The sequence below is a fragment of the Acinetobacter endophylla genome (assembly GCF_053543775.1).
This window is the reverse complement of the sequence record NZ_JBLVOM010000259.1, coordinates 1-18387: the sequence shown is the minus strand read 5'-3', so window position 1 is coordinate 18387 and position 18387 is coordinate 1. Positions and strand designations below refer to the sequence as shown.

Genomic DNA, 18387 nt, shown 5'->3' with positions numbered 1-18387 from the left:
AGAGGATAAGCAAAGCGCTGCTTTGCCCCGAGCGCAAGACGAAGGCTAGGCCTGAAGTAAGAGGATAAGCAAAGCACTGCTTTGCCCGAGCGCAAGGCGAAGGCTAGGCCTGAAGTAAGAGGATAAGCAAAGCACTGCTTTGCCCGAGCGCAAGACTAAGGCTGTGCGTGAAGTAAGAGGATAAGCAAAGCACTGCTTTGCCCGAGCGCAAGACGAATGTCCTGTCTGAATTAAATATATTGAGTGAGTAAGCTGTGATCCACGTTGTTTTATATGAGCCTGAAATTCCTGCAAATACAGGCAATATCATTCGTCTATGTGCGAATACCGGAGCACAGTTGCATCTGGTCAAGCCGCTGGGTTTTGAGCTGGATGACAAAAAGCTGAAACGTGCCGGTCTGGATTATCACGAATATGCCAATATGCAGATTTGGGAAAACATCGAAGACTGTCTGGCCGATTTGGCAAGCAAAGGCATTGGGCTGGATGCAATCTATCCATTGACCACCAAAGGTTCTGAAACACCGCATACTTCGGATTTAAACCGTCCTGTGGCCTTGTTAATGGGTCCGGAAACTCGTGGTCTGCCTGAACATGTTCGTATGATGTTTCCGCAAAAGCACTGGATTCGTTTACCGATGGCAGAAAACTCCCGAAGTTTGAACTTGTCGAATGCCACTGCAGTAATTGTCTACGAAGCTTGGCGTCAGCAAGATTTTAAAACGCTTTAAGCTGAAATTTGTGATGATTCTAAAAGCTGCCTTTGGGTGGCTTTTTTATTTTGTGTAACAAATAGATAAACTGCTTTTCACTTCGTTGTATGCTTGAATTTATAACTTTATCAAATATAACAAAAGGTACAGCCTTGAAGCCTCTATTAAAACTTGTCATCGCATGTTGCCTTGGAACTATTGCGGCTTCCATCAGTGCGGAAGAGAGCAGTGCTGCCACATCGGCAACAAAGGAAATTCAACCCATTACTCAAGCGGAAATACAGCAGGGCTTGCTCAACATGCAAAAACGCTTAGATACACGTATCGAAAAATGGGGGCAGAGCCTGAATTCAGATGATTTTCAATGGACCTGGCGGGGGCGTAAATTAAAGCCCGCCAAGCGTGAGGAAGTCTGTGATATTTTTCAGGATGTCGTCGATGAAATGTATCAACTAGCTATCAAAAATAGAGCCCGTTTAGGTCCGGAAGAGCAAAAGTTATTGTCTAATCGCAGTCTGTTTATTGAGAAACTGGGTTATGAAAATAATCGAGTTAATACCCAGATGGGTTTTGATTGCTATCTGCGTTAGTAAAATCAAAACATGACAGACATAAAAAAGGCGCATGAAGCGCCTTTTTTATTTGAATTGAAAAGATATTATTTATCGTCAAATTCATTGTGCTGAGGAGCTGGGTGCTTGAAGCCTTTGGTTTTATAACCCAAGTACAAGATACCGCCAAATGCCCAGATCAGACCATATTTAAGCGAAGCTTCATCGACTTCTAGCCACAATGCAAAGACTGAAATGAAGCCAAGTAAAGGAACAACGACAAAGTTCATGATCTCTTTAGCACTCTTGGTACGACCATCACGTAATGCATAACGTGAAATCACCGACAAGTTGACGAAACTGAATGCAGTTAAGGCACCAAAGCTGATCAAAGACACCACAAAATCAAGATCCATAAAGCCAGCAGTTAAAGCCACTGCACCAGCGATCAGGATGTTGTATGAAGGTGTGTAGTTTTTCGGACTAATATGACCAAAGATCTTCTTGTTGATTACGCCATCACGACCCATTACGTACATCAGACGAGATACCCCCGCATGTGCTGAAATACCAGAAGCCATGACTGTCACAATTGCGAAGTAAAGTACGACTGTCTTAAACGCCACGCCACCGACAGCTTGTAAAATATCCGGCTGTGTTGCAGCGATATCTTCAAAGTAAGTTTTTGGATCATTCGGGAAGAAGATCTGCATGAAGTAAGTACTGATGATGAAGATGATACCTGCCAATAATGCAGTCAAGAAAATCGCTTTAGGTAAGGTTTTCTCAGTATCTTTGGTTTCTTCAGCAAGAGAACTTAAAGAGTCAAAACCTGTGAATGAGAAGCACAGTAAGGTTGCACCGGTAATCAGGGCAGCAACAGAAGTAAACTCATTCCAGAATGGCTCTAAACTCCACAGTTGATATTTTGCATCGACCAGTGTGCCGTCTGCATTTACGCCACCTTCCAGAAGTTGGTAAACCATCCAGGTGAAGTATGCAATGACGCCCAATTGTACGAATACAATCATACTGTTGAAGTTGGCAACAAATCTCGCACCACGAAGGTTAATCGCGGTCATAAAGGCGGTTAAACCAATGACCCAAACCCAATGGTTCATGTCTGGGAAAAGTGCTTCCAGATAAATCACCGCCAGAATGATATTGACCATTGGCGATAACAGGTAATCCAGCAAGGATGACCAACCCACCATGAAACCTACGTTCGGGTGGATGGATTTTTGCGCATAGGTATAGGCCGAACCCGAAGAAGGGTAGCGACGAATCATATGACCATAGCTCAAGGAGGTTAACAAAATTGCAATCAGTGCAAAAATGTAAGAGGTAGGAACGTGGAAGTTACTTTCTTCAGATACCAGACCAAATGTATCAAACAAGGTCATGGGTTGAATATAAGCTAAACCAATAATAATGATGTGCCAGAGTCCCAGCGTTTTTTGCAGTTTAGCTGCCGATTGAGTCCCAGAGATATTAGTCAACGGCGTTATCCTCTTAATCGTTGATCAAGGATCAGTCATATTTGTAAGGATCGTTTGAGACGAACGATCCCCCCTACAGTTTTCTATAAAAGTCCGCCAATCTACTTGAAAAGAACGGCTTTTGCTAGCTATTTTTTTGACTTTTGTCCTGCATAAAATGTGCCATTCAAAAATAGAAATCGAATTTTTTCTTATGCAAGATAAAAGCCTGATGTTTAAAAAAACATCAGGCTGGAATTTCGGCTATATTGGCTTATTTTTCAGTAATTACCAAGCCTTTTTTAAGATAGATTTTAAATCTTCCAGGGTAGCTTCTTTCGGGTTATAAATGATGGAACCATCATTCAGGGCTTTCTCTGCCACTTCATCGAGCTGGGCTTCAGAAATCTTACCGGTTTCACGTAATGTGCGCGGTAATTTGGTGAGACTGTAAATCCGGTCACGCATGGTTAGAATCGTTGCAATAGTTTTGTCAGCACGTAGATGCGCCGGCGTTTGTGCATAAATATCGGCACCCGCCAAAGGCAGGAGCAGATCTGCGATTTTATCGCCATTGACCTCTTTGTTGTATTCCAGCACATAAGGCAGGAATAAGTTCATGCATAAACCATGCGGCAGGTGTACCACTGCACCCAATGAGTGCCCCAGTGAATGCACAATGCCAACCATCGAGTTGGAAAATGCAATTCCCGCCATGGTCGATGCCTGTGCCAGCTCCAGACGGCCTTGTGCATCGGAAGGGTTATCCAGCACATTAAATAGGTGGGTACTGATCTTTTTGACTGCGGCGGTGGCATAAGCATCCGAAATCGGATTGGCTGCCATGCAGGTATAAGCTTCGACCGCATGGGTCATAGCATCCATTGCGGTCATGGCGGTTAAATGTGGCGGCAAGGTCTGGGTCATGCGGGGATCCAGAATCGCAGCATGCGGCATCAGATAATAAGAGGCGAACGGCATTTTGACGTTCTTTTCAGTGTCCGACACGACAGCGACCATGGTCACTTCTGAACCTGTACCAGATGTGGTTGGAATCACAAAGAACGGTTTCAGCGGTTTAGGCAAGTTATGTGCACCCGAATATTTCAGCAGGTCATCACCGCCTTCCGATACCAGAATATTGGTTGCCTTAGAGGTATCAATGACTGAACCTCCGCCCACAGCAATGATCGCGTCGCAATGATTTTCGCGATACAGCTTTGCCGCACTGCGCACTGTACCCAAGCTAGAGTCGGGTGGTACATCATCAAAAATCGCTACAATTGCAGCATCTGCCATTTCAAATGCAGCTTCAATTGGTGCCAACAAATTGTTGGCACGGACGCCTTTGTCGGTAATGATCAGCGGACGTTTGGCCCCTAAAGTCGCAAGTTCAAACGGAATATGTTCTAACGCGGCATGACCGGCAATCACTTTGACCGGACAGAAAAATTCATAATAAGGTTTAGCCATGTTATACACTCCGTTTCAAATAGGATTGAGCGATTTTCAGATAAATGCTGCTCGCTTCGCTTAGTTTTTCTTTTAAGCTCAGATTGCTTGGATATTCTTTCACTGCCAGTTGTGCCACCATTTTTGGCAAAATTAGTGCTTCCATTTTATTCAGGCAGCGTACCAGACGAATGGCATTGGAAATATCGCCATCAGCAATCATACGGTCATGGGCAAAAGCCTGTGAGGTGCTTTCCTGAAAAGAAAACACCAAAAAGGCATGGTGCAGATGTTTAAAGGTAATGATCAAATCAGGTGCTTTTTCCAGATTTTTGACCAGTTCCAGTTGTTTGTCCTCAGTGACCCGTGCCACAAAGGCCGGGCCATGCGGAAAGACTTTCATGGAAAGAGTAAAATTTGCTGGAAAATGGGCCACTTCCTGTTTGATTTCTTCATCCACCTGACTTGCCATGACCAGACCTCGGCCAATCACATCCATCATGAGTTTGACATAGGCAAGCTGCAAAGCGGGTTTTACGGATTTAGTCGCAATCACGTGATGATCCCTATCTCAATATTATTAGTTTAGAGTAAATACTCTAATTTATTTGGGAGTAAAATGCAAAGGCTTTATCTTTGCTCGACAGTTATTTGCTTAAAGTACCCGCTGTGGCGCAAAGTTTCAATAATTTCAGTGCACAACTGGCTAAACTGGGGTGGTTGTTCGAGCAGGTCACTCATGCGTACCATTTCCAGTCCTGCATAGCCACAAGGATTGATGGTGTTGAATCCGCTCAGGTCACAATCCAGGTTTAAGGACAGACCATGGTAGCTACGGCCTTTACGAATTTTAAAACCGAGTGAGCCAATTTTTCGCTCAGACACATATACCCCGGGTGCATCCGGTTTGGCATAGGCATCAATGCCATATTTTTTCAGCAAGTCAATCATCAGGTTTTCAGCATAAGACACCAGCGTGCGCACATTCCAGCCCAGACGATTCAGGTCAAACATGAAGTAAGCCACCAATTGACCGGGACCATGCCAGGTCACCTGACCACCACGATCGGTCTGAATCACCGGAATATTGCTCGGCATTAGAATATGTTCCGGTTTGCCTGCCTGACCTTGAGTCAGTACATCCTGATGTTGCAAAATCCACAATTGATCCGGGCTATGTTCATCACGGGTTTCCGTAAATGTTTTCATTTCCAGAAAACGATCTTCATAAGGTGTGAGGTCGTGATATTGACGAATGATCAGCTCGGGCTTTTGCAGCACATCAGTCACAGGGAGTGTCCTTAGTAATTATAAAAACTGATCATAATTATAATGGCTTCGGCATGAAATAGGGGCGAGATCTGCAATATTTAAGCGCTAGCTCAGTCATTGTACAGGCAAAAAAAAACCACGCCCGGAAGCGTGTCTTTTGTATTTTCGATTACAATGCAGTTTTAATCAGCGGGCAGGCGGCCAAATCTGCATACACTGCATGCACCTGTTCCAGCTCCAGAAAGCGCAGTTGTGCGGTAATGGAGTGATATTTGCCAGTACGTGATGGTGTAATACTTACGCTATCACCTTCAAAATCTGGAAAATGTTTTAGAAAAATGTCGATGACAGCGTGACGCAATTCATCGCCCGCAAGGCCAATCAGTTTAATCGGATAATCCATAGGGAAAACCCAAAGATGTTCTTGAAGTTCACGAGATGGTGTACGGTCTAACATGGTAGTCCCCCTAATTTTAAACGCCTGCAATCATGCAGGCGTTTGGGTCTGTCTTGGCTACTTAAATGGAGACTGATGATCAAATTTCAAGTCTCCACATCAAGTATCAAATCTTAATCATTCTCAAGGAATGAACGTAAGTGTTCTGAACGCGATGGATGGCGAAGTTTACGCAGTGCTTTGGCTTCAATCTGACGAATACGTTCACGTGTTACGTCAAACTGTTTGCCCACTTCTTCCAAAGTATGGTCGGTCGGCATGTCGATACCAAAACGCATTTTCAGGACTTTGGCTTCACGTTCAGTCAGGTTTTCCAGAACTTCACGTGTTGCTTCTTTCAGGCCTTCAGACGTTGCAGCATCAATTGGTGACGTGATGTTGCTGTCTTCAATGAAATCACCCAGATGCGAATCTTCATCATCACCGATCGGTGTTTCCATCGAAATCGGTTCTTTGGCGATTTTCAGTACTTTACGTACTTTGACTTCGTCCATTTCCAGACGCTCGCCCAGTTCTTCAGGAGTTGGTTCACGACCCATTTCCTGTAGAAGCTGACGAGATACACGGTTGATCTTGTTGATTGTTTCAATCATGTGTACCGGAATACGAATGGTACGTGCCTGATCCGCAATCGAACGGGTGATTGCCTGACGAATCCACCAAGTTGCATAAGTCGAGAATTTATAACCACGACGGTATTCAAACTTGTCTACGGCTTTCATCAGACCGATGTTACCTTCCTGAATCAGATCCAGGAATTGCAAGCCACGGTTGGTATATTTCTTCGCAATCGAAATGACCAGACGCAAGTTCGCTTCAACCATTTCTTTCTTGGCACGACGTGCTTTGGCTTCACCGACGGCCATACGTTTGGCAATGTCTTTAATGCCTTTTACATCAAGGCCAAGCTCTTTCTCGATATCGGCAATTTTTTGCTGGAATGCCAATACGTCTGGACGTACTTTTTCCAGATAAGCTTTCTGGTCTGCAGGTGTTTTCGCGATCTGCTCATCTAACCAGGCTGGATTCGATTCCTGACCCGGGAAGCTGGTACGGAACTGGGTGCGGTCCATACGGCCACGACGTACTGCATAACGCATCACTTCACGTTCTGCACCACGAATCTGGTCATGGGTACCACGAATCATTTCAGAAATGATATCAAATAGACGTGGGGTGAATTTGAACATCATGAATACAGTTGCAAGTGCCTGAAGAGCTTCTTCAGCCTGTTTGCTGTCACGACCATGTTTTTCAATGGTTGCTTTGGTATTCAGCCACGCATTTTCCAGTTCAGTGAAACGCGCTTTGGCAATTTCAGGATCTGGACCAGAATCTGCTTCTGATTCATCATCAGAATCTGCTTCTTCTTCCTCTTCATCATCGTCCAGTTTTACGTCTTTGGTCGATTTTTTCGAGTCAGTCTCATCTTCAGCAAGAACCGCTTCTTCTTCTAGAACTTCAGGAATTTCTTCATCTGATTCAGGATCTAAATAACCTGATAAAAGGTCAGCAAGACGGCGTTCGCCGGCTTCATAATCTTTGTATTCTTGCAGTACCACTTCTACCGCATTCGGCCAGTAAGCAATCGAGTGCAAAACATCACGAATACCTTCTTCGATGCGTTTTGCGATGCTGATTTCGCCTTCACGAGTCAGAAGTTCTACTGTACCCATCTCACGCATATACATACGTACAGGGTCAGTGGTACGACCTGGCTCGTTTTCTACCGATGCAAGTACGGCTGCAGCTTCTTCTTCTGCAACTTCATCCGCCGCTTCTGCAGTATCTTCGAACATCGTATCATCAGATTCAGGCGCGCGATCATGTACCGGAATACCGACGTCATTCAGCATCTGAATGATATCTTCAATCTGCTCGCTTTCTGTGATGGAGTCCGGCAGATGATCGTTAACCTCAGCGAAGGTTAAATAACCTTGTTCTTTGCCTCGGCTAATCAGAGCCGCTACTTGAGAAGTAGGGGAAGTCATATCGCTCATCTTTTGCTTACTCTTCGTTGAATCTGTGACAGTAAAAAACCGTACAATGCTGCACGATTTAAGCTCGTTAAATTTAGTGAATAGCCTATATATTTCATCAGAGAATTCAGCATGAAAGCTGTCTGATAAAATATTTAAAATGAAATTCAGTAATTTAAGATGGGGGTGAATTTGTTGTTTTCAAGTTCATCCCCTGCGTGTCTGTTTATGACTCAAAAAAGGAGAATCAAAAAACATAAGGACGCAGGGTGGATTATATCATGGCACACAATTGAGACAGAAAAAACCCCTAATTACAAATTAAAAATACGAAAATCCAAATAAAACTTGACTTGTTATTTTAGGCACGATAAATAGCGCTTAAATCCTTTTACATTTTTCACTCATGAGGAAGTTTTAGTGTCTTCTACAGATTTTGAACTAGATGATAACTTCGGTGAAGATGATGTTAATTTCGATGAGGCTTCTAGCAAGCTCAGTGCTAAAGAGTCGTTGGAAAAACGTCGTCTGATCGATGATCTACTGACCCAACGTCGTTTAGAGCGCGAACTCAAAGATTTTGACTATGACTTCGACGATGACGACGATTTTGATGACGAAGATTAACGAATTCGGATTTAGCATAGTCTGAATAAATGCTATGCTAAACCTTTCGGTTTTCTAAGTTTGGATGTTAGATGAGTGCTTTAGATTTAGACCTGTTGAGTGAATATCTAGATGGTGACCAAAATGAACATGGTCTAGATTTCGCGGCAACCCATGGTTTCTTATGTGCTATTGCAGTAGGCCCAAAATTCGACAAATGGTTAGACGAACTTTTTGATAGTAATCAAAAGAAAGTGCCTGCAGAAATCATCACTCAGGTGCAAGCATGGTTAGAGTCTATTCGTCAAAGCTTAGCCAATGAAGAAGGGATTACATTCCCGTTTGAAATTGAAGAAGCAGATACTGAATCAAGCTTGGGTGACTGGAGTGTGGGTTTTGTAGATGCCATGTTCCTGAACGAAGACGCTTGGTTTACTGAAGAATTTGAAGAACAACTGGTGGATTTAACCCTGCCAATCATGGTCTTCAGTGGCATTGATGATGAAGATCCACAAATGGAAACTTTCCGTCGCAATGGCCAGTTAATGGATGAACTTGCAGAAGAAATTCCAGAAAACTTAAATGAATTGTACCTGATGTATCACACGCCAGAATAATTCATAAAAAAAGCACCGCAGGGTGCTTTTTTTAGCTTTGGCCTTTTTGCATCTTTGAGATCTACTCGAATCCTATTTTCTTTCAAGCCTGTACGCTTCGCCAGACTATAGCGTGCATAAGCATTGTAGGCGATATGAAACAGCAAGGCATGTAAGGCAATGCTTGCAGCCACCAGGAATGAATTTGTTCCTCTTCCTGTATAGGTGATGGTTCTATAAATCTCATCTGTCTGCGGGTTCATCCAGATGACCACAACTAAAAAGATAAACCCGAATGTCATGGCAATAATAGTGGAGCCCCAGACCAGTTTGCTTTTCTCTTGCTGAGTCGGCAAACGAAGTTCTTTCTTAACAAAGTATCGGGCACTGAGAAAGGCAGAAGCAATCAGGGCAGGAATCAGCAGAATGGCGCCCAGATTGAATACATAGATGAATATGCCTACCAATAGAACTAAGGTCAGATAAACGGTGGCAAAATATTTAAGATAATGCGACATCGTTTTAATCTCCTTAAGGGATCTTCCTCAGGATGGACGATTTTTACGCTGCTGTCTACGGTAGAAAATCCAGATAATAATTACCGCAACAATGGCAATAATCACATAACTGACTTTACTGAAAATTTGCTGCATCAACTGCTGGTTTTCGCCAAAATAAAATCCGACACAGGCCAAAAATGTAGTCCAGATGATGGTTCCAAGTGCGCTATAGAACATAAATTTCCAGAAGGGCATATGACTCATGCCGGCAGGAATGCTGATCAGCGAGCGGACGGCAGGAATCATGCGGCCAAAAAACACAATCCGGTGACCATAATGCTCAAACCAACTGAGTGATTTTTTCACATCCTCTGATTTAATAAATAAATATTTGCCATAACGATCGACAAATTTAAAAATAGAATCATGGTTAAATTTATAGCCAATCCAGTATAGCAAGGCGGCTGCTAGTAGAGAGCCGATACAGCCGGACATGATGACCCCGAAGAGTATTAACTCGCCCTGAGAGGCGGAATAGCCCGCGGAAGGCATAATAATTTCGGAAGGGATTGGCGGGAAGACATTATCCAGGAACATGAGCAGGGCAATGCCCCAGTAGCCCAGTTGCTCCATGACGGAAATAATCCATTCGGTCAGATTCATATGATTGGCAAAATAAAAAATACTGCCTGTATCCTAAGCAGTATTTTTTGTGCGGTAAAGTCTTGGAATATAAATGATCAGACAGAATCAGCTATGTGTCAGGGTATAAATATAAACTTTACGTAAGAAATAGGCCAAGCAGATCGGCAAAATACTCAACAGGATAAAATGCATGATGCTGGTATTGATATGGTAACCAATGAACAGCGCCAAGATTGCGCCAATAATGGTTCCCAAGATAACTACGAACAAATGTGACTGCTGTTCAAGCTCTTCAGAAATTTGATGAAGCCGTTGCAACTTTATATTTTCTTTTGGTTGAAATTGAACCAGATTGTCTGAATCTCGAGCAAGTGAGCCTGCCATTTTATATTCCTTTTCAAGTAAAAATTTCAGTTAATAATGAAAGACTTAGCTTGTAAATCACCGTATCATTAGACTAACAATCTTGTTTGGAAAAAAATGAGGTTCTTGGTAAGGAATTGGTAAGAGTTTTATTACTGTTGTAATTTTTATGTAAACAAAAAACCCTCCGAAGAGGGTTTTTATATATTTCATTACAAAAGGCCAAATTAGAGGCGTTTGCGTTTTGCTGCTAAAATTTGTGATTGACGCATACGGAAACCTTGTTTTTGTTTCTCCGTAGTTTTGTCAATACAGTATACACAAGAGACACCATGTTCATAACTTGGGAGTGCAACTTCTTCTGGAAGTAAAGGCCAGCCACACGCATGACACTTGGTGTTTTGGCCTTCTTCAACACCGTGCGTTACGGCAGTACGACCATCAAACACGAAGCATTCACCTTCCCACATGCTTTCTTCAGCCGGGGTTTCTTCCAGGTATTTCAAAATACCGCCTTTCAGGTGATAAACTTCAGTGAAGCCTTCTTGAAGAAGTAAAGAGGTTGATTTTTCACAACGAATACCACCTGTACAGAACATCGCAATCTTCTTGTCTTTGTGCTGTTCCAGATTATTTTTCACGTATTCAGGGAATTCGCGGAAGCTTTCAGTTTTCGGGTCAATTGCGCCTTTGAAAGTGCCGGCTTTGTATTCGTAATCGTTACGTGTATCGACCAGAATCACGTCATCACGTGCAATCAGTTCGTTCCATTCTTTTGGATCAAGATAGTGACCGACTAAATCACGCGGTTTTACTTCCACGCCTAAAGTCACGATTTCTTTTTTTAATTTAATTTTCATCTTACGGAATGGCTTTTCAGAACTGTCAGATTCTTTGTATTCCATTTCGTTAAAACCTTCATTTAGAAGGAACTGGTGAATTTGATCAATCGATGCACGGTCGCCTGCAACCGTACCGTTAATGCCTTCACCTGCCACAATTAGAGTACCGCAAAGGTTGATGGATTTTACCAGGTCCAAAAGACGTTGCTGAAGATCGGCAGGATCTTGAACTTCTTTGAATTGATAAAGTGCGGCAACAACCCAACCAGTCGTCGCTTGCTGTTCTACAGGTGCAAGCTGTTCTACAGTAGCGTTCATGGAATACTCCAACGTAGCATGATAATTTGAAAGGCGCATATTTTAGCTTGATTCGAGTGAATAAGCGAGTAAAACGCAAGTCTTTTAACAGGCTTCAATTCATGGGGGAGAGCGTGTATAGTCATGCCCGACCCAGGATTTTGTGCAGTGATGCAGATACTGAAATTTGCAGTATCGTTGGAGTGTGTTTTGAGTTCAGATCGTCGTATTGCGTCTTTAACCCCATGTGCAGGGCGTTGCTCGACCGTATTTGGTGATGCGGTATGTCGTGGTTGCCGCCGTTTTAATCATGAAGTGATTCACTGGAATACGTATAGTGCTGAGCAGCATCGAGCTGTGTGGCAGCGACTGGATGCACAGCTGGATCAGATTCTGGTGCCATTGTTACCGCATGCCGATCTTGTCAAAGTGCAGGCCTTTGTGCTGTCGAAACGGGTGCGCTTGCGTGATGATGCTTCCAAAGGGCGCAAGCTGTATCATGCTTTAAAGCTCTGTGAAAAAAAACGGCATTTTACCGACGATAGTGGTTTAGGCATCCATTATAAGCAGGTGCGTCCGCTCTGGGACGAGTTTGAGCGCCGGATCTTGGCCTTGGCTACCGCCAGTTATGATCTGGCTTTTCTGCGGGCAGATGGCATCAGTCAGCATCTGATTCATATACAAGAGGAGGACTAAGTCCTCTTTTTTATACACAAAAACAACAATAGCTGAGGGAATAGCATGAATATTAGTGAATATTTCTTATATTGTCTGGCTGTTGTGGTGATGATCGCTACACCTGGCCCAGTGATGTTGCTGGTGGCCAGTGCCGGTTTAAAAGGTGGTTATGCGGCGGCTTTAAGAACCATTTTTGGTACCAATTTCGCCTCTCTGGTGTTAATTGCCTTATCGGTATTGAGTCTAAAAGGTTTGTTGGTCATTAATGCGCAATGGCTGGATGCGATCAAGCTGCTGGGCTGTTTATATATTGGCTATCTGGGCTGGCAGATTTTCCGTGAAGTTATTTTTAAGCAGCAGGAGCAAGCTCAGGAGAATCTAGTTCCTGTGCATGGTGGTTTTCGACAAGGTTTTTTGGTTGGTATTTCTAATCCGAAGGACATTATTTTCTTTGCGGCTTTTTTCCCGCAGTTTATCGGGATTACTCCTGATCTTGATTTAAGTTTAATTATTTTGACTTTGAGCTGGATTCTCCTGGATTTTCTGACTTTGTCTGTGGTGTATTTGGGTTTCAACCACTTATCCCATTCTCGACTCTATCCACATTTGCTGGCATTGTGCGGCATGATTCTGCTCATGATTGCAGGGTACGGAATTTATCAAATTCTGATTTAAAAATGTACAGCGTACTTGGACTGTTCCTGCCTGGCATATCCTGCAAAAATCATGCTAAGGTGAAATCAAATAAAAATTGAACAGATCAGTATGTCTAGAACAGTACCATCGCCAGACCGTCCATTTTCCCCGCTGTTATTTATTCAACCTGCTGTGCTTCAAATTCTTTACATCATTGGGCTTGCGCTGATCGCTGTCAGTATTGCGTATTTACTGGCGGCAAACTGGTGGATGCTGCCCAAATTCATCCAGCTATTTATTCCTCAAATTTTATTGTTGGGTTCGGCATTGCTGAGTGTACGTTTCGCTGCGCGGGAAAAGTTAAGACAAAGTCTGGATACTGTATCGGGTCTAATGCTGGGCTTAAGTCTGGCCGTGATTGGACAGATTTATCAGACTGGTGCTGACAGTTATCAGTTATTTCTGCTCTGGGCTTTGCTGTTGTTGCCTTGGTTGTATCGTCCGAATATTGGGATCTTTGCATTATTTTGCGTGGTCAGCCAGTTAGCACTCTATTTTTATTTTAAACAAAGCTTTTGGTTGGTACGTGCTGAAACTCTTTATCTGCTCAGTCTGAATCTGTTGACCGGATTAAGCATGATCTATGCATTACGTTATTATCCGGTTTTGCGCTATCTGTTTATCGCCATCGTGGTGCTCATTTCGGTAGTGAGTATGTTCCGGTTTGTCGACTCGGATTCGATCTGGTATTTGGGCTCGGTACTGGTTCTGCCGATTTTATTCAGTGTTTATTTCTATACCCGAAAGCAACAGCTTGAAACCAGTTTACTGGTTGCAGGACTGGCCCTGAGCTTTAGCATTCTAATTTTTGATCTCACTGAGCAATATTTACAGGATTCTGCCGCTGGCTTATTGATACTAGCTTTGCTGATATTCAGCTGGTTCGCAGCTATTACAGGTTTGCTGATCAAGCTGTTGCCCAAGAGCCGGTTTTCGGTCATTCCACTGGCCCTTGGCGCATGGATTGCTGGTGTGATCTTGGCCATGCTGTTGCTGACCTATTGGGAAAGTTTTTCGATCCTGATGGGAATCATTTTTATCGCAGTCGCCTGGTGGTTGATTCGTAGCAAGCCCTCAGTTTTTCTGCGGCAATTGGCTTATTGTTTGTGGGTTTGCGGTCAGGCCGCGGTATTGATTCATACTCAATTACTTACAGAGAGTCTATTACTAATCTGGCTGATACAAGTCGGCATTACGCTGCTGACTATCATGAGTCGTATGCATTGGCTAGTGGTGCTGTTGCAGTTGTTACTTGCACATATACTGGGAATTGCAGTTCTGGTCGAGCAACATGCATTTTTTCAGGATCAGCGGCTGATGACATGGATTATGCTGCTGAATTACAGCATTCTGACGGTAGCTTTGCTAAGTGCGAGACATTGGCTCGCTTCAGCTTATGCCAAAAGCGTGACTTTATGGATGATTAGTATTTTGGCAGTGACAGCTATTTTTCAATGCCTACTGCAATTTGGTGTGGCTCAGCAATTGCAGCCTCGCGGCATAGATGAAGCAATTGTTTTCTATATTTTGCCAGCGCTCTGGCTGTTGAGTTTTGTCGAGATTCATCTTAAGCAATTTTCACGGATTCAACTCTGGCTGATTCCTGCCGCGGGAATTCTGCTGATTGCATTGGGTTACTTTGAAATTTTTATTATTTTGGTGTTTATGGCTTGGGCAATGGTGAATCAACAACGATTGATGCAAGCCTTGAGCATTTTGCTACTGATCTTCTGGTTATGGCTACTGTATTACAATCTGGGACTCAGCTTTTTATTTAAAAGTGTCAGTATTTTTGCCTCAGGTGTGCTGGTGTTGCTTCTGGCTTATGTGTTGAGTTCACCGAAGTTTCAGTTGAAAGCAGGAGTGGCCTCATGAAAAAGTTTCTGGCGCTGCACCTGAGTGTTTTTAGTATCGCTTTATTCGGGGGATTGATCATCCAGCATGAATGGCATCTGGCAAAAAGCGACAGTATCTTTGTCGAGTTGGCGCCAGTCGATCCACGTTCGATCCTGCAAGGGGATTATATGGCACTGAACTATGATCTGCATTTTAGCGCAGTGGCTGTGAGGAATGGTTCCGAACAGCCTATTTCTGACATCAAGATTGAAGATTTTAAAAATCAATCCCATGTGATGAGTTATGTGCAGCTGGATCAGCAGCGCAGAGTCATCAAAACCAGTTTTGATCGAAATGCACTAAATCAGTCGGAACGTTCAGCCCGATTAATTCTGAAAAATCCACGCAATACTTTTGAAGCTTTGTATCCTGCTGCCAACAGTTTCATGTTTGCCGAAGGTCTGGAGCCTTGTTATCGTAACGCCAAATTTGCAGAGCTGAAGGTGAAGGAAAATGGTGAGGCCTTGTTATTTGATTTGCTGGATCAAAAATTAAAACCCTTAAACTGTGAAAGCTCTAAAAGCTGGCGAGAAGGCAGTTAAATAGGTCAATGTTCCGGTATTAAAAAAGCCCGCGATATGCGAGCTTTTAGGTATCTGGTCTGATCAGCTTATGCAACTTGTACCGGAATACAGTTGGCAGTGTGGCTGACTGTATTGTTTGGGTTAGCATAAACCAAACGAGGCTGATGGGCATTCGCTTCAGCTTCAGTGAAATCGCCAAAGGTTGCAATAATCACGATATCGCCTACATCCGCCTGATGCGCAGCGCCACCATTCACTGAAATGATGCCTGAGTTGTCTTCGCCACGAATTGCATAAGTTGCAAAACGTTTACCATTGGTCACGTTCCACACATGAATTTCTTCGTATTCACGAATGCCAGCCAAATCCATCAAAACGCCATCAATTGCACATGAACCTTCATAGTGTAGTTCTGCATGTGTAACGTGAGCGCGGTGAATTTTGCATTTTAATAAACGAGATAGCATGGCTAGCGTCCCCTGAGTTGACCTAAGAGTTTGATCATTTGGTTAAATCAATCTTGCTTGCTGTATGGTGAACAATCGAGCAAACGCATTTTGCGCTTAAATAAACTTTCTGGCAAGCGGAATTGTCCAGCAATTTTTGAATGTTTAGTTCGGCTTATATGCGTTGATTTGATTCATGGCTTGCTGTACTTCACCGTTCACTAGCATTTTTGTGCGAGCGAGGGCATGGGAAATCGCATCATCCATTAAATTCTGTTCGCTGCTAGGCGCTTTACTGAGCACATGACCGGAAACACGGTCTTTGGCACCAGGATGGCCAATTCCAATACGCAGGCGATGGAAGTTTGAACCAATATGCGGCACGATATCGCGTAGACCATTATGACCACCGTGACCACCGCCAGTTTTCAGGCGAATGACACCAGGATTCATATCCAGTTCATCATGGGCAATCATGATCGATTCAGGTGCGATATTGTAGAATTTGGCGAAAGGAACAACACTTTTACCGGAAAGGTTCATAAAAGTGGTTGGTAAAAGAAGACGGACGTCTTGACCTTCGATATTGCCACGACCGCTAAATCCGTTGAATTTCGGGTCTTTTTTGAGGCTAATGCCATATTGGTCTGCAAGGCGTTCTACGAACCAGAAGCCTGCATTATGGCGGGTTTGGGCATACTCAGAACCTGGGTTACCCAAACCAACAATCAGTGAAATATTTGACACTAATTACACCATTAACACTTATGCGCGTTTGAAGTCAGCGTGCATTGGTGTGTTTTTAGCTGGGTGACGTTGTAACGCTTGGATTTTCACGCTTTCAACTTTACCGTCTACATCAATTTCGATAACTTCTTCAAAGAATGAATTGTTTTCTAAGAATTTAACAAGCTGACGAAGCTCAACAGTAATTGCTACAGGAGCAGCTTCACCACCGTAGATGATTGCAGGAACTTTAGCTTGAAGACGAAGGCGGCGGCTCGCACCTTTCCCTTGAACTGCTTCTTCACGTGCTGCTGCGTTTAATACGAAGTTTGCCATGATAGACATCCTATTTAAGTTAAATGAACCAGACTTGCGACCAGTCTGGTGAGTAAAAGCCCTACCAAATGGCAGGGCTTTGAAAATTCAGCGCTCTATTATAGATAAGAATCGAACATTGCGCTAATAGATTCTTCGTTGTTAATACGACGAATCGTTTCGGCAACCATACTGGCTACTGAAACCTGGCGAATCTTGCCCAGTGCTAAAGCTTCATCAGAAAGAGGAATGGTATCAGTCACAACCAGTTCATCAATCACAGAATTCTTTAAGTTTTCAATCGCTTTACCAGAAAGTACTGGATGCGTTGCATATGCAACAACCTTGCGAGCACCGAAAGTTTTCAATGCATCAGCAGCTTTGCATAGCGTACCAGCAGTATCTACCATGTCATCAACGATGACACAATCACGATCTTTTACATCGCCAATCAAATGCATCACTTGTGATTCATTCGCTTTTTGACGACGCTTATCGATGATTGCAAGATCTATATCGCCCATCTGTTTCGCAACAGCACGTGCACGCACTACACCACCCACGTCAGGTGAAACCACCATCAGGTTGTGATGCGATTGTTGACGCAAGTCAGCAAGTAGGGCTGGTGTACCGTAGATGTTGTCTACAGGGATATCGAAGAAGCCTTGGATCTGGTCAGCATGCAAGTCGATCATCACCACACGGTCAACGCCTACAGTAGTGAGCATGTCTGCTACAACTTTTGCAGTGATTGGAACACGTGCTGAACGTGGACGACGGTCTTGACGAGCATAACCAAAATAAGGAATCACGGCAGTAATACGACCCGCACTTGCACGACGCAAAGCATCAGCCATCACCAAGATTTCCATTAGGTTATCATTAGTTGGGGCACAAGTAGGTTGTACGATAAATACGTCTTTACCACGAACGTTCTCAGTAATCTCGACAGCAATTTCACCGTCAGAGAACTGACCTACAGAGGCAGCGCCTAGAGGAATATGTAAGTGACTTACGACTTTTTGAGCGAATTGTGGATGCGCAGATCCACTAAAAACGACAAGATTGGGCATGAAGCACCCTTGGCGGTTGGGATATATGGGAATAGATGGCAGGGGTAGCTGGATTCGAACCAACGGATGCCGAGATCAAAACCCGGTGCCTTACCACTTGGCGATACCCCTAATGCGGCAGAACTTTAATATTTTTGCGGTAAAGTGTCAAGGTAAATTAACAGTCTTACAGCAAATGAGTGTTCTGTCTTTTTTCGAGAAAATGGCAGGGGCGGCTGGATTCGAACCAACGGATGCCGAGATCAAAACCCGGTGCCTTACCACTTGGCGACGCCCCTAATT

Annotated in this window: 21 protein-coding genes, 2 tRNA genes and 1 pseudogene; 8 read left to right on the top strand and 16 right to left on the bottom strand. The window is 43.6% G+C overall.

Going from position 1 to position 18387, the window contains the following annotated elements:
• Window positions 1-254 precede the first annotated feature (254 nt).
• Window positions 255-731 (top strand): tRNA (cytidine(34)-2'-O)-methyltransferase, encoded by a 477-nt coding sequence (locus tag ACNPNW_RS14590; RefSeq protein ID WP_338839773.1) that lies wholly within the window; start codon window positions 255-257, stop codon window positions 729-731.
• A gap of 89 nt (window positions 732-820) precedes the next feature.
• A complete protein-coding gene (locus ACNPNW_RS14585) occupies window positions 821-1303 on the top strand; it encodes a hypothetical protein (protein ID WP_423090198.1) in 483 nt (160 codons plus the stop codon).
• A 68-nt stretch (window positions 1304-1371) separates the two neighbouring features.
• Here ACNPNW_RS14585 and ACNPNW_RS14580 read toward each other — a convergent pair whose 3' ends face one another.
• From ACNPNW_RS14580 to rpoD, 6 genes are all read right to left on the bottom strand, one after another.
• Window positions 1372-2763: an APC family permease gene (locus tag ACNPNW_RS14580; protein WP_004280630.1), complete on the bottom strand. Its 1392-nt coding sequence runs from the start codon at window positions 2761-2763 to the stop codon at window positions 1372-1374.
• A gap of 267 nt (window positions 2764-3030) precedes the next feature.
• Window positions 3031-4215, bottom strand: coding sequence for an iron-containing alcohol dehydrogenase (locus ACNPNW_RS14575; protein ID WP_004280629.1), 1185 nt, complete (start codon window positions 4213-4215; stop codon window positions 3031-3033).
• Window position 4216: 1 nt separating this feature from the next.
• Window positions 4217-4750 (bottom strand): hypothetical protein, encoded by a 534-nt coding sequence (locus ACNPNW_RS14570; RefSeq protein ID WP_423090199.1) that lies wholly within the window; start codon window positions 4748-4750, stop codon window positions 4217-4219.
• A 74-nt stretch (window positions 4751-4824) separates the two neighbouring features.
• Window positions 4825-5484 carry a lipoyl(octanoyl) transferase LipB gene (gene lipB / locus ACNPNW_RS14565; RefSeq protein ID WP_423090200.1) on the bottom strand — a complete coding sequence of 220 codons (660 nt, stop codon included), beginning with the start codon at window positions 5482-5484 and terminating at the stop codon, window positions 4825-4827.
• A gap of 151 nt (window positions 5485-5635) precedes the next feature.
• Window positions 5636-5923: a YbeD family protein gene (locus ACNPNW_RS14560; protein WP_004280625.1), complete on the bottom strand. Its 288-nt coding sequence runs from the start codon at window positions 5921-5923 to the stop codon at window positions 5636-5638.
• Window positions 5924-6036: 113 nt separating this feature from the next.
• The gene (gene rpoD, locus ACNPNW_RS14555) at window positions 6037-7971 is read right to left on the bottom strand and encodes an RNA polymerase sigma factor RpoD (protein ID WP_423090317.1); all 1935 of its coding nucleotides are present in this window, start codon (window positions 7969-7971) and stop codon (window positions 6037-6039) included.
• A gap of 351 nt (window positions 7972-8322) precedes the next feature.
• Here rpoD and ACNPNW_RS14550 point away from each other — a divergent pair, with 351 nt between their 5' ends.
• On the top strand, window positions 8323-8529 hold the full coding sequence (locus ACNPNW_RS14550; RefSeq protein ID WP_004280622.1) for a PA3496 family putative envelope integrity protein: 207 nt from the start codon (window positions 8323-8325) through the stop codon (window positions 8527-8529).
• A gap of 71 nt (window positions 8530-8600) precedes the next feature.
• Entirely contained in the window at window positions 8601-9125 is a 525-nt protein-coding gene (locus tag ACNPNW_RS14545; protein WP_004280621.1) for a YecA/YgfB family protein, read from the top strand.
• Window positions 9126-9205: 80 nt separating this feature from the next.
• Here the strand turns inward: ACNPNW_RS14545 and ACNPNW_RS14540 are convergent.
• From ACNPNW_RS14540 to trhO, 4 genes and pseudogenes are all read right to left on the bottom strand, one after another.
• Window positions 9206-9622 (bottom strand): annotated as a pseudogene (locus ACNPNW_RS14540) (ABZJ_00895 family protein); the annotation flags it as partial.
• Between the two features lie 27 nt (window positions 9623-9649).
• Window positions 9650-10267, bottom strand: coding sequence for a DedA family protein (locus ACNPNW_RS14535; protein WP_005103990.1), 618 nt, complete (start codon window positions 10265-10267; stop codon window positions 9650-9652).
• An 87-nt stretch (window positions 10268-10354) separates the two neighbouring features.
• Window positions 10355-10633, bottom strand: coding sequence for a hypothetical protein (locus ACNPNW_RS14530; RefSeq protein WP_005103989.1), 279 nt, complete (start codon window positions 10631-10633; stop codon window positions 10355-10357).
• A 206-nt stretch (window positions 10634-10839) separates the two neighbouring features.
• Entirely contained in the window at window positions 10840-11772 is a 933-nt protein-coding gene (gene trhO / locus ACNPNW_RS14525) for an oxygen-dependent tRNA uridine(34) hydroxylase TrhO (RefSeq protein WP_448767092.1), read from the bottom strand.
• A 189-nt stretch (window positions 11773-11961) separates the two neighbouring features.
• On the opposite strand from trhO, the gene ACNPNW_RS14520 reads away from it, so the two are divergent.
• The 4 genes from ACNPNW_RS14520 (at window position 11962) to ACNPNW_RS14505 (ending at window position 15563) form a co-directional block, all read left to right on the top strand.
• Window positions 11962-12447, top strand: coding sequence for a DUF1289 domain-containing protein (locus ACNPNW_RS14520; RefSeq protein WP_114541676.1), 486 nt, complete (start codon window positions 11962-11964; stop codon window positions 12445-12447).
• 45 nt (window positions 12448-12492) lie between these two features.
• Window positions 12493-13104 carry a LysE family translocator gene (locus tag ACNPNW_RS14515; protein WP_004280611.1) on the top strand — a complete coding sequence of 204 codons (612 nt, stop codon included), beginning with the start codon at window positions 12493-12495 and terminating at the stop codon, window positions 13102-13104.
• Between the two features lie 90 nt (window positions 13105-13194).
• Window positions 13195-15000 carry a DUF2157 domain-containing protein gene (locus tag ACNPNW_RS14510; protein ID WP_448767091.1) on the top strand — a complete coding sequence of 602 codons (1806 nt, stop codon included), beginning with the start codon at window positions 13195-13197 and terminating at the stop codon, window positions 14998-15000.
• Complete coding sequence (locus tag ACNPNW_RS14505) at window positions 14997-15563, top strand: GDYXXLXY domain-containing protein (protein ID WP_420937845.1); 567 nt, start codon at window positions 14997-14999, stop codon at window positions 15561-15563. Before ACNPNW_RS14510 ends, ACNPNW_RS14505 begins: the two co-directional genes overlap by 4 nt.
• A gap of 68 nt (window positions 15564-15631) precedes the next feature.
• On the opposite strand, the gene panD is transcribed toward ACNPNW_RS14505, so the two are convergent.
• From panD to ACNPNW_RS14475, 6 genes are all read right to left on the bottom strand, one after another.
• Entirely contained in the window at window positions 15632-16012 is a 381-nt protein-coding gene (panD, locus tag ACNPNW_RS14500; RefSeq protein ID WP_004280606.1) for an aspartate 1-decarboxylase, read from the bottom strand.
• Between the two features lie 144 nt (window positions 16013-16156).
• Window positions 16157-16738 (bottom strand): aminoacyl-tRNA hydrolase, encoded by a 582-nt coding sequence (pth, locus tag ACNPNW_RS14495; protein WP_448767090.1) that lies wholly within the window; start codon window positions 16736-16738, stop codon window positions 16157-16159.
• Window positions 16739-16756: 18 nt separating this feature from the next.
• Window positions 16757-17053 carry a 50S ribosomal protein L25 gene (gene rplY, locus ACNPNW_RS14490; RefSeq protein WP_004645781.1) on the bottom strand — a complete coding sequence of 99 codons (297 nt, stop codon included), beginning with the start codon at window positions 17051-17053 and terminating at the stop codon, window positions 16757-16759.
• Between the two features lie 98 nt (window positions 17054-17151).
• Window positions 17152-18105, bottom strand: coding sequence for a ribose-phosphate pyrophosphokinase (locus tag ACNPNW_RS14485; RefSeq protein WP_004280601.1), 954 nt, complete (start codon window positions 18103-18105; stop codon window positions 17152-17154).
• A 36-nt stretch (window positions 18106-18141) separates the two neighbouring features.
• Window positions 18142-18216: transfer RNA gene (locus tag ACNPNW_RS14480), tRNA-Gln, on the bottom strand.
• A gap of 92 nt (window positions 18217-18308) precedes the next feature.
• Window positions 18309-18383: transfer RNA gene (locus ACNPNW_RS14475), tRNA-Gln, on the bottom strand.
• Between the last annotated feature and the right edge of the window lie 4 nt (window positions 18384-18387).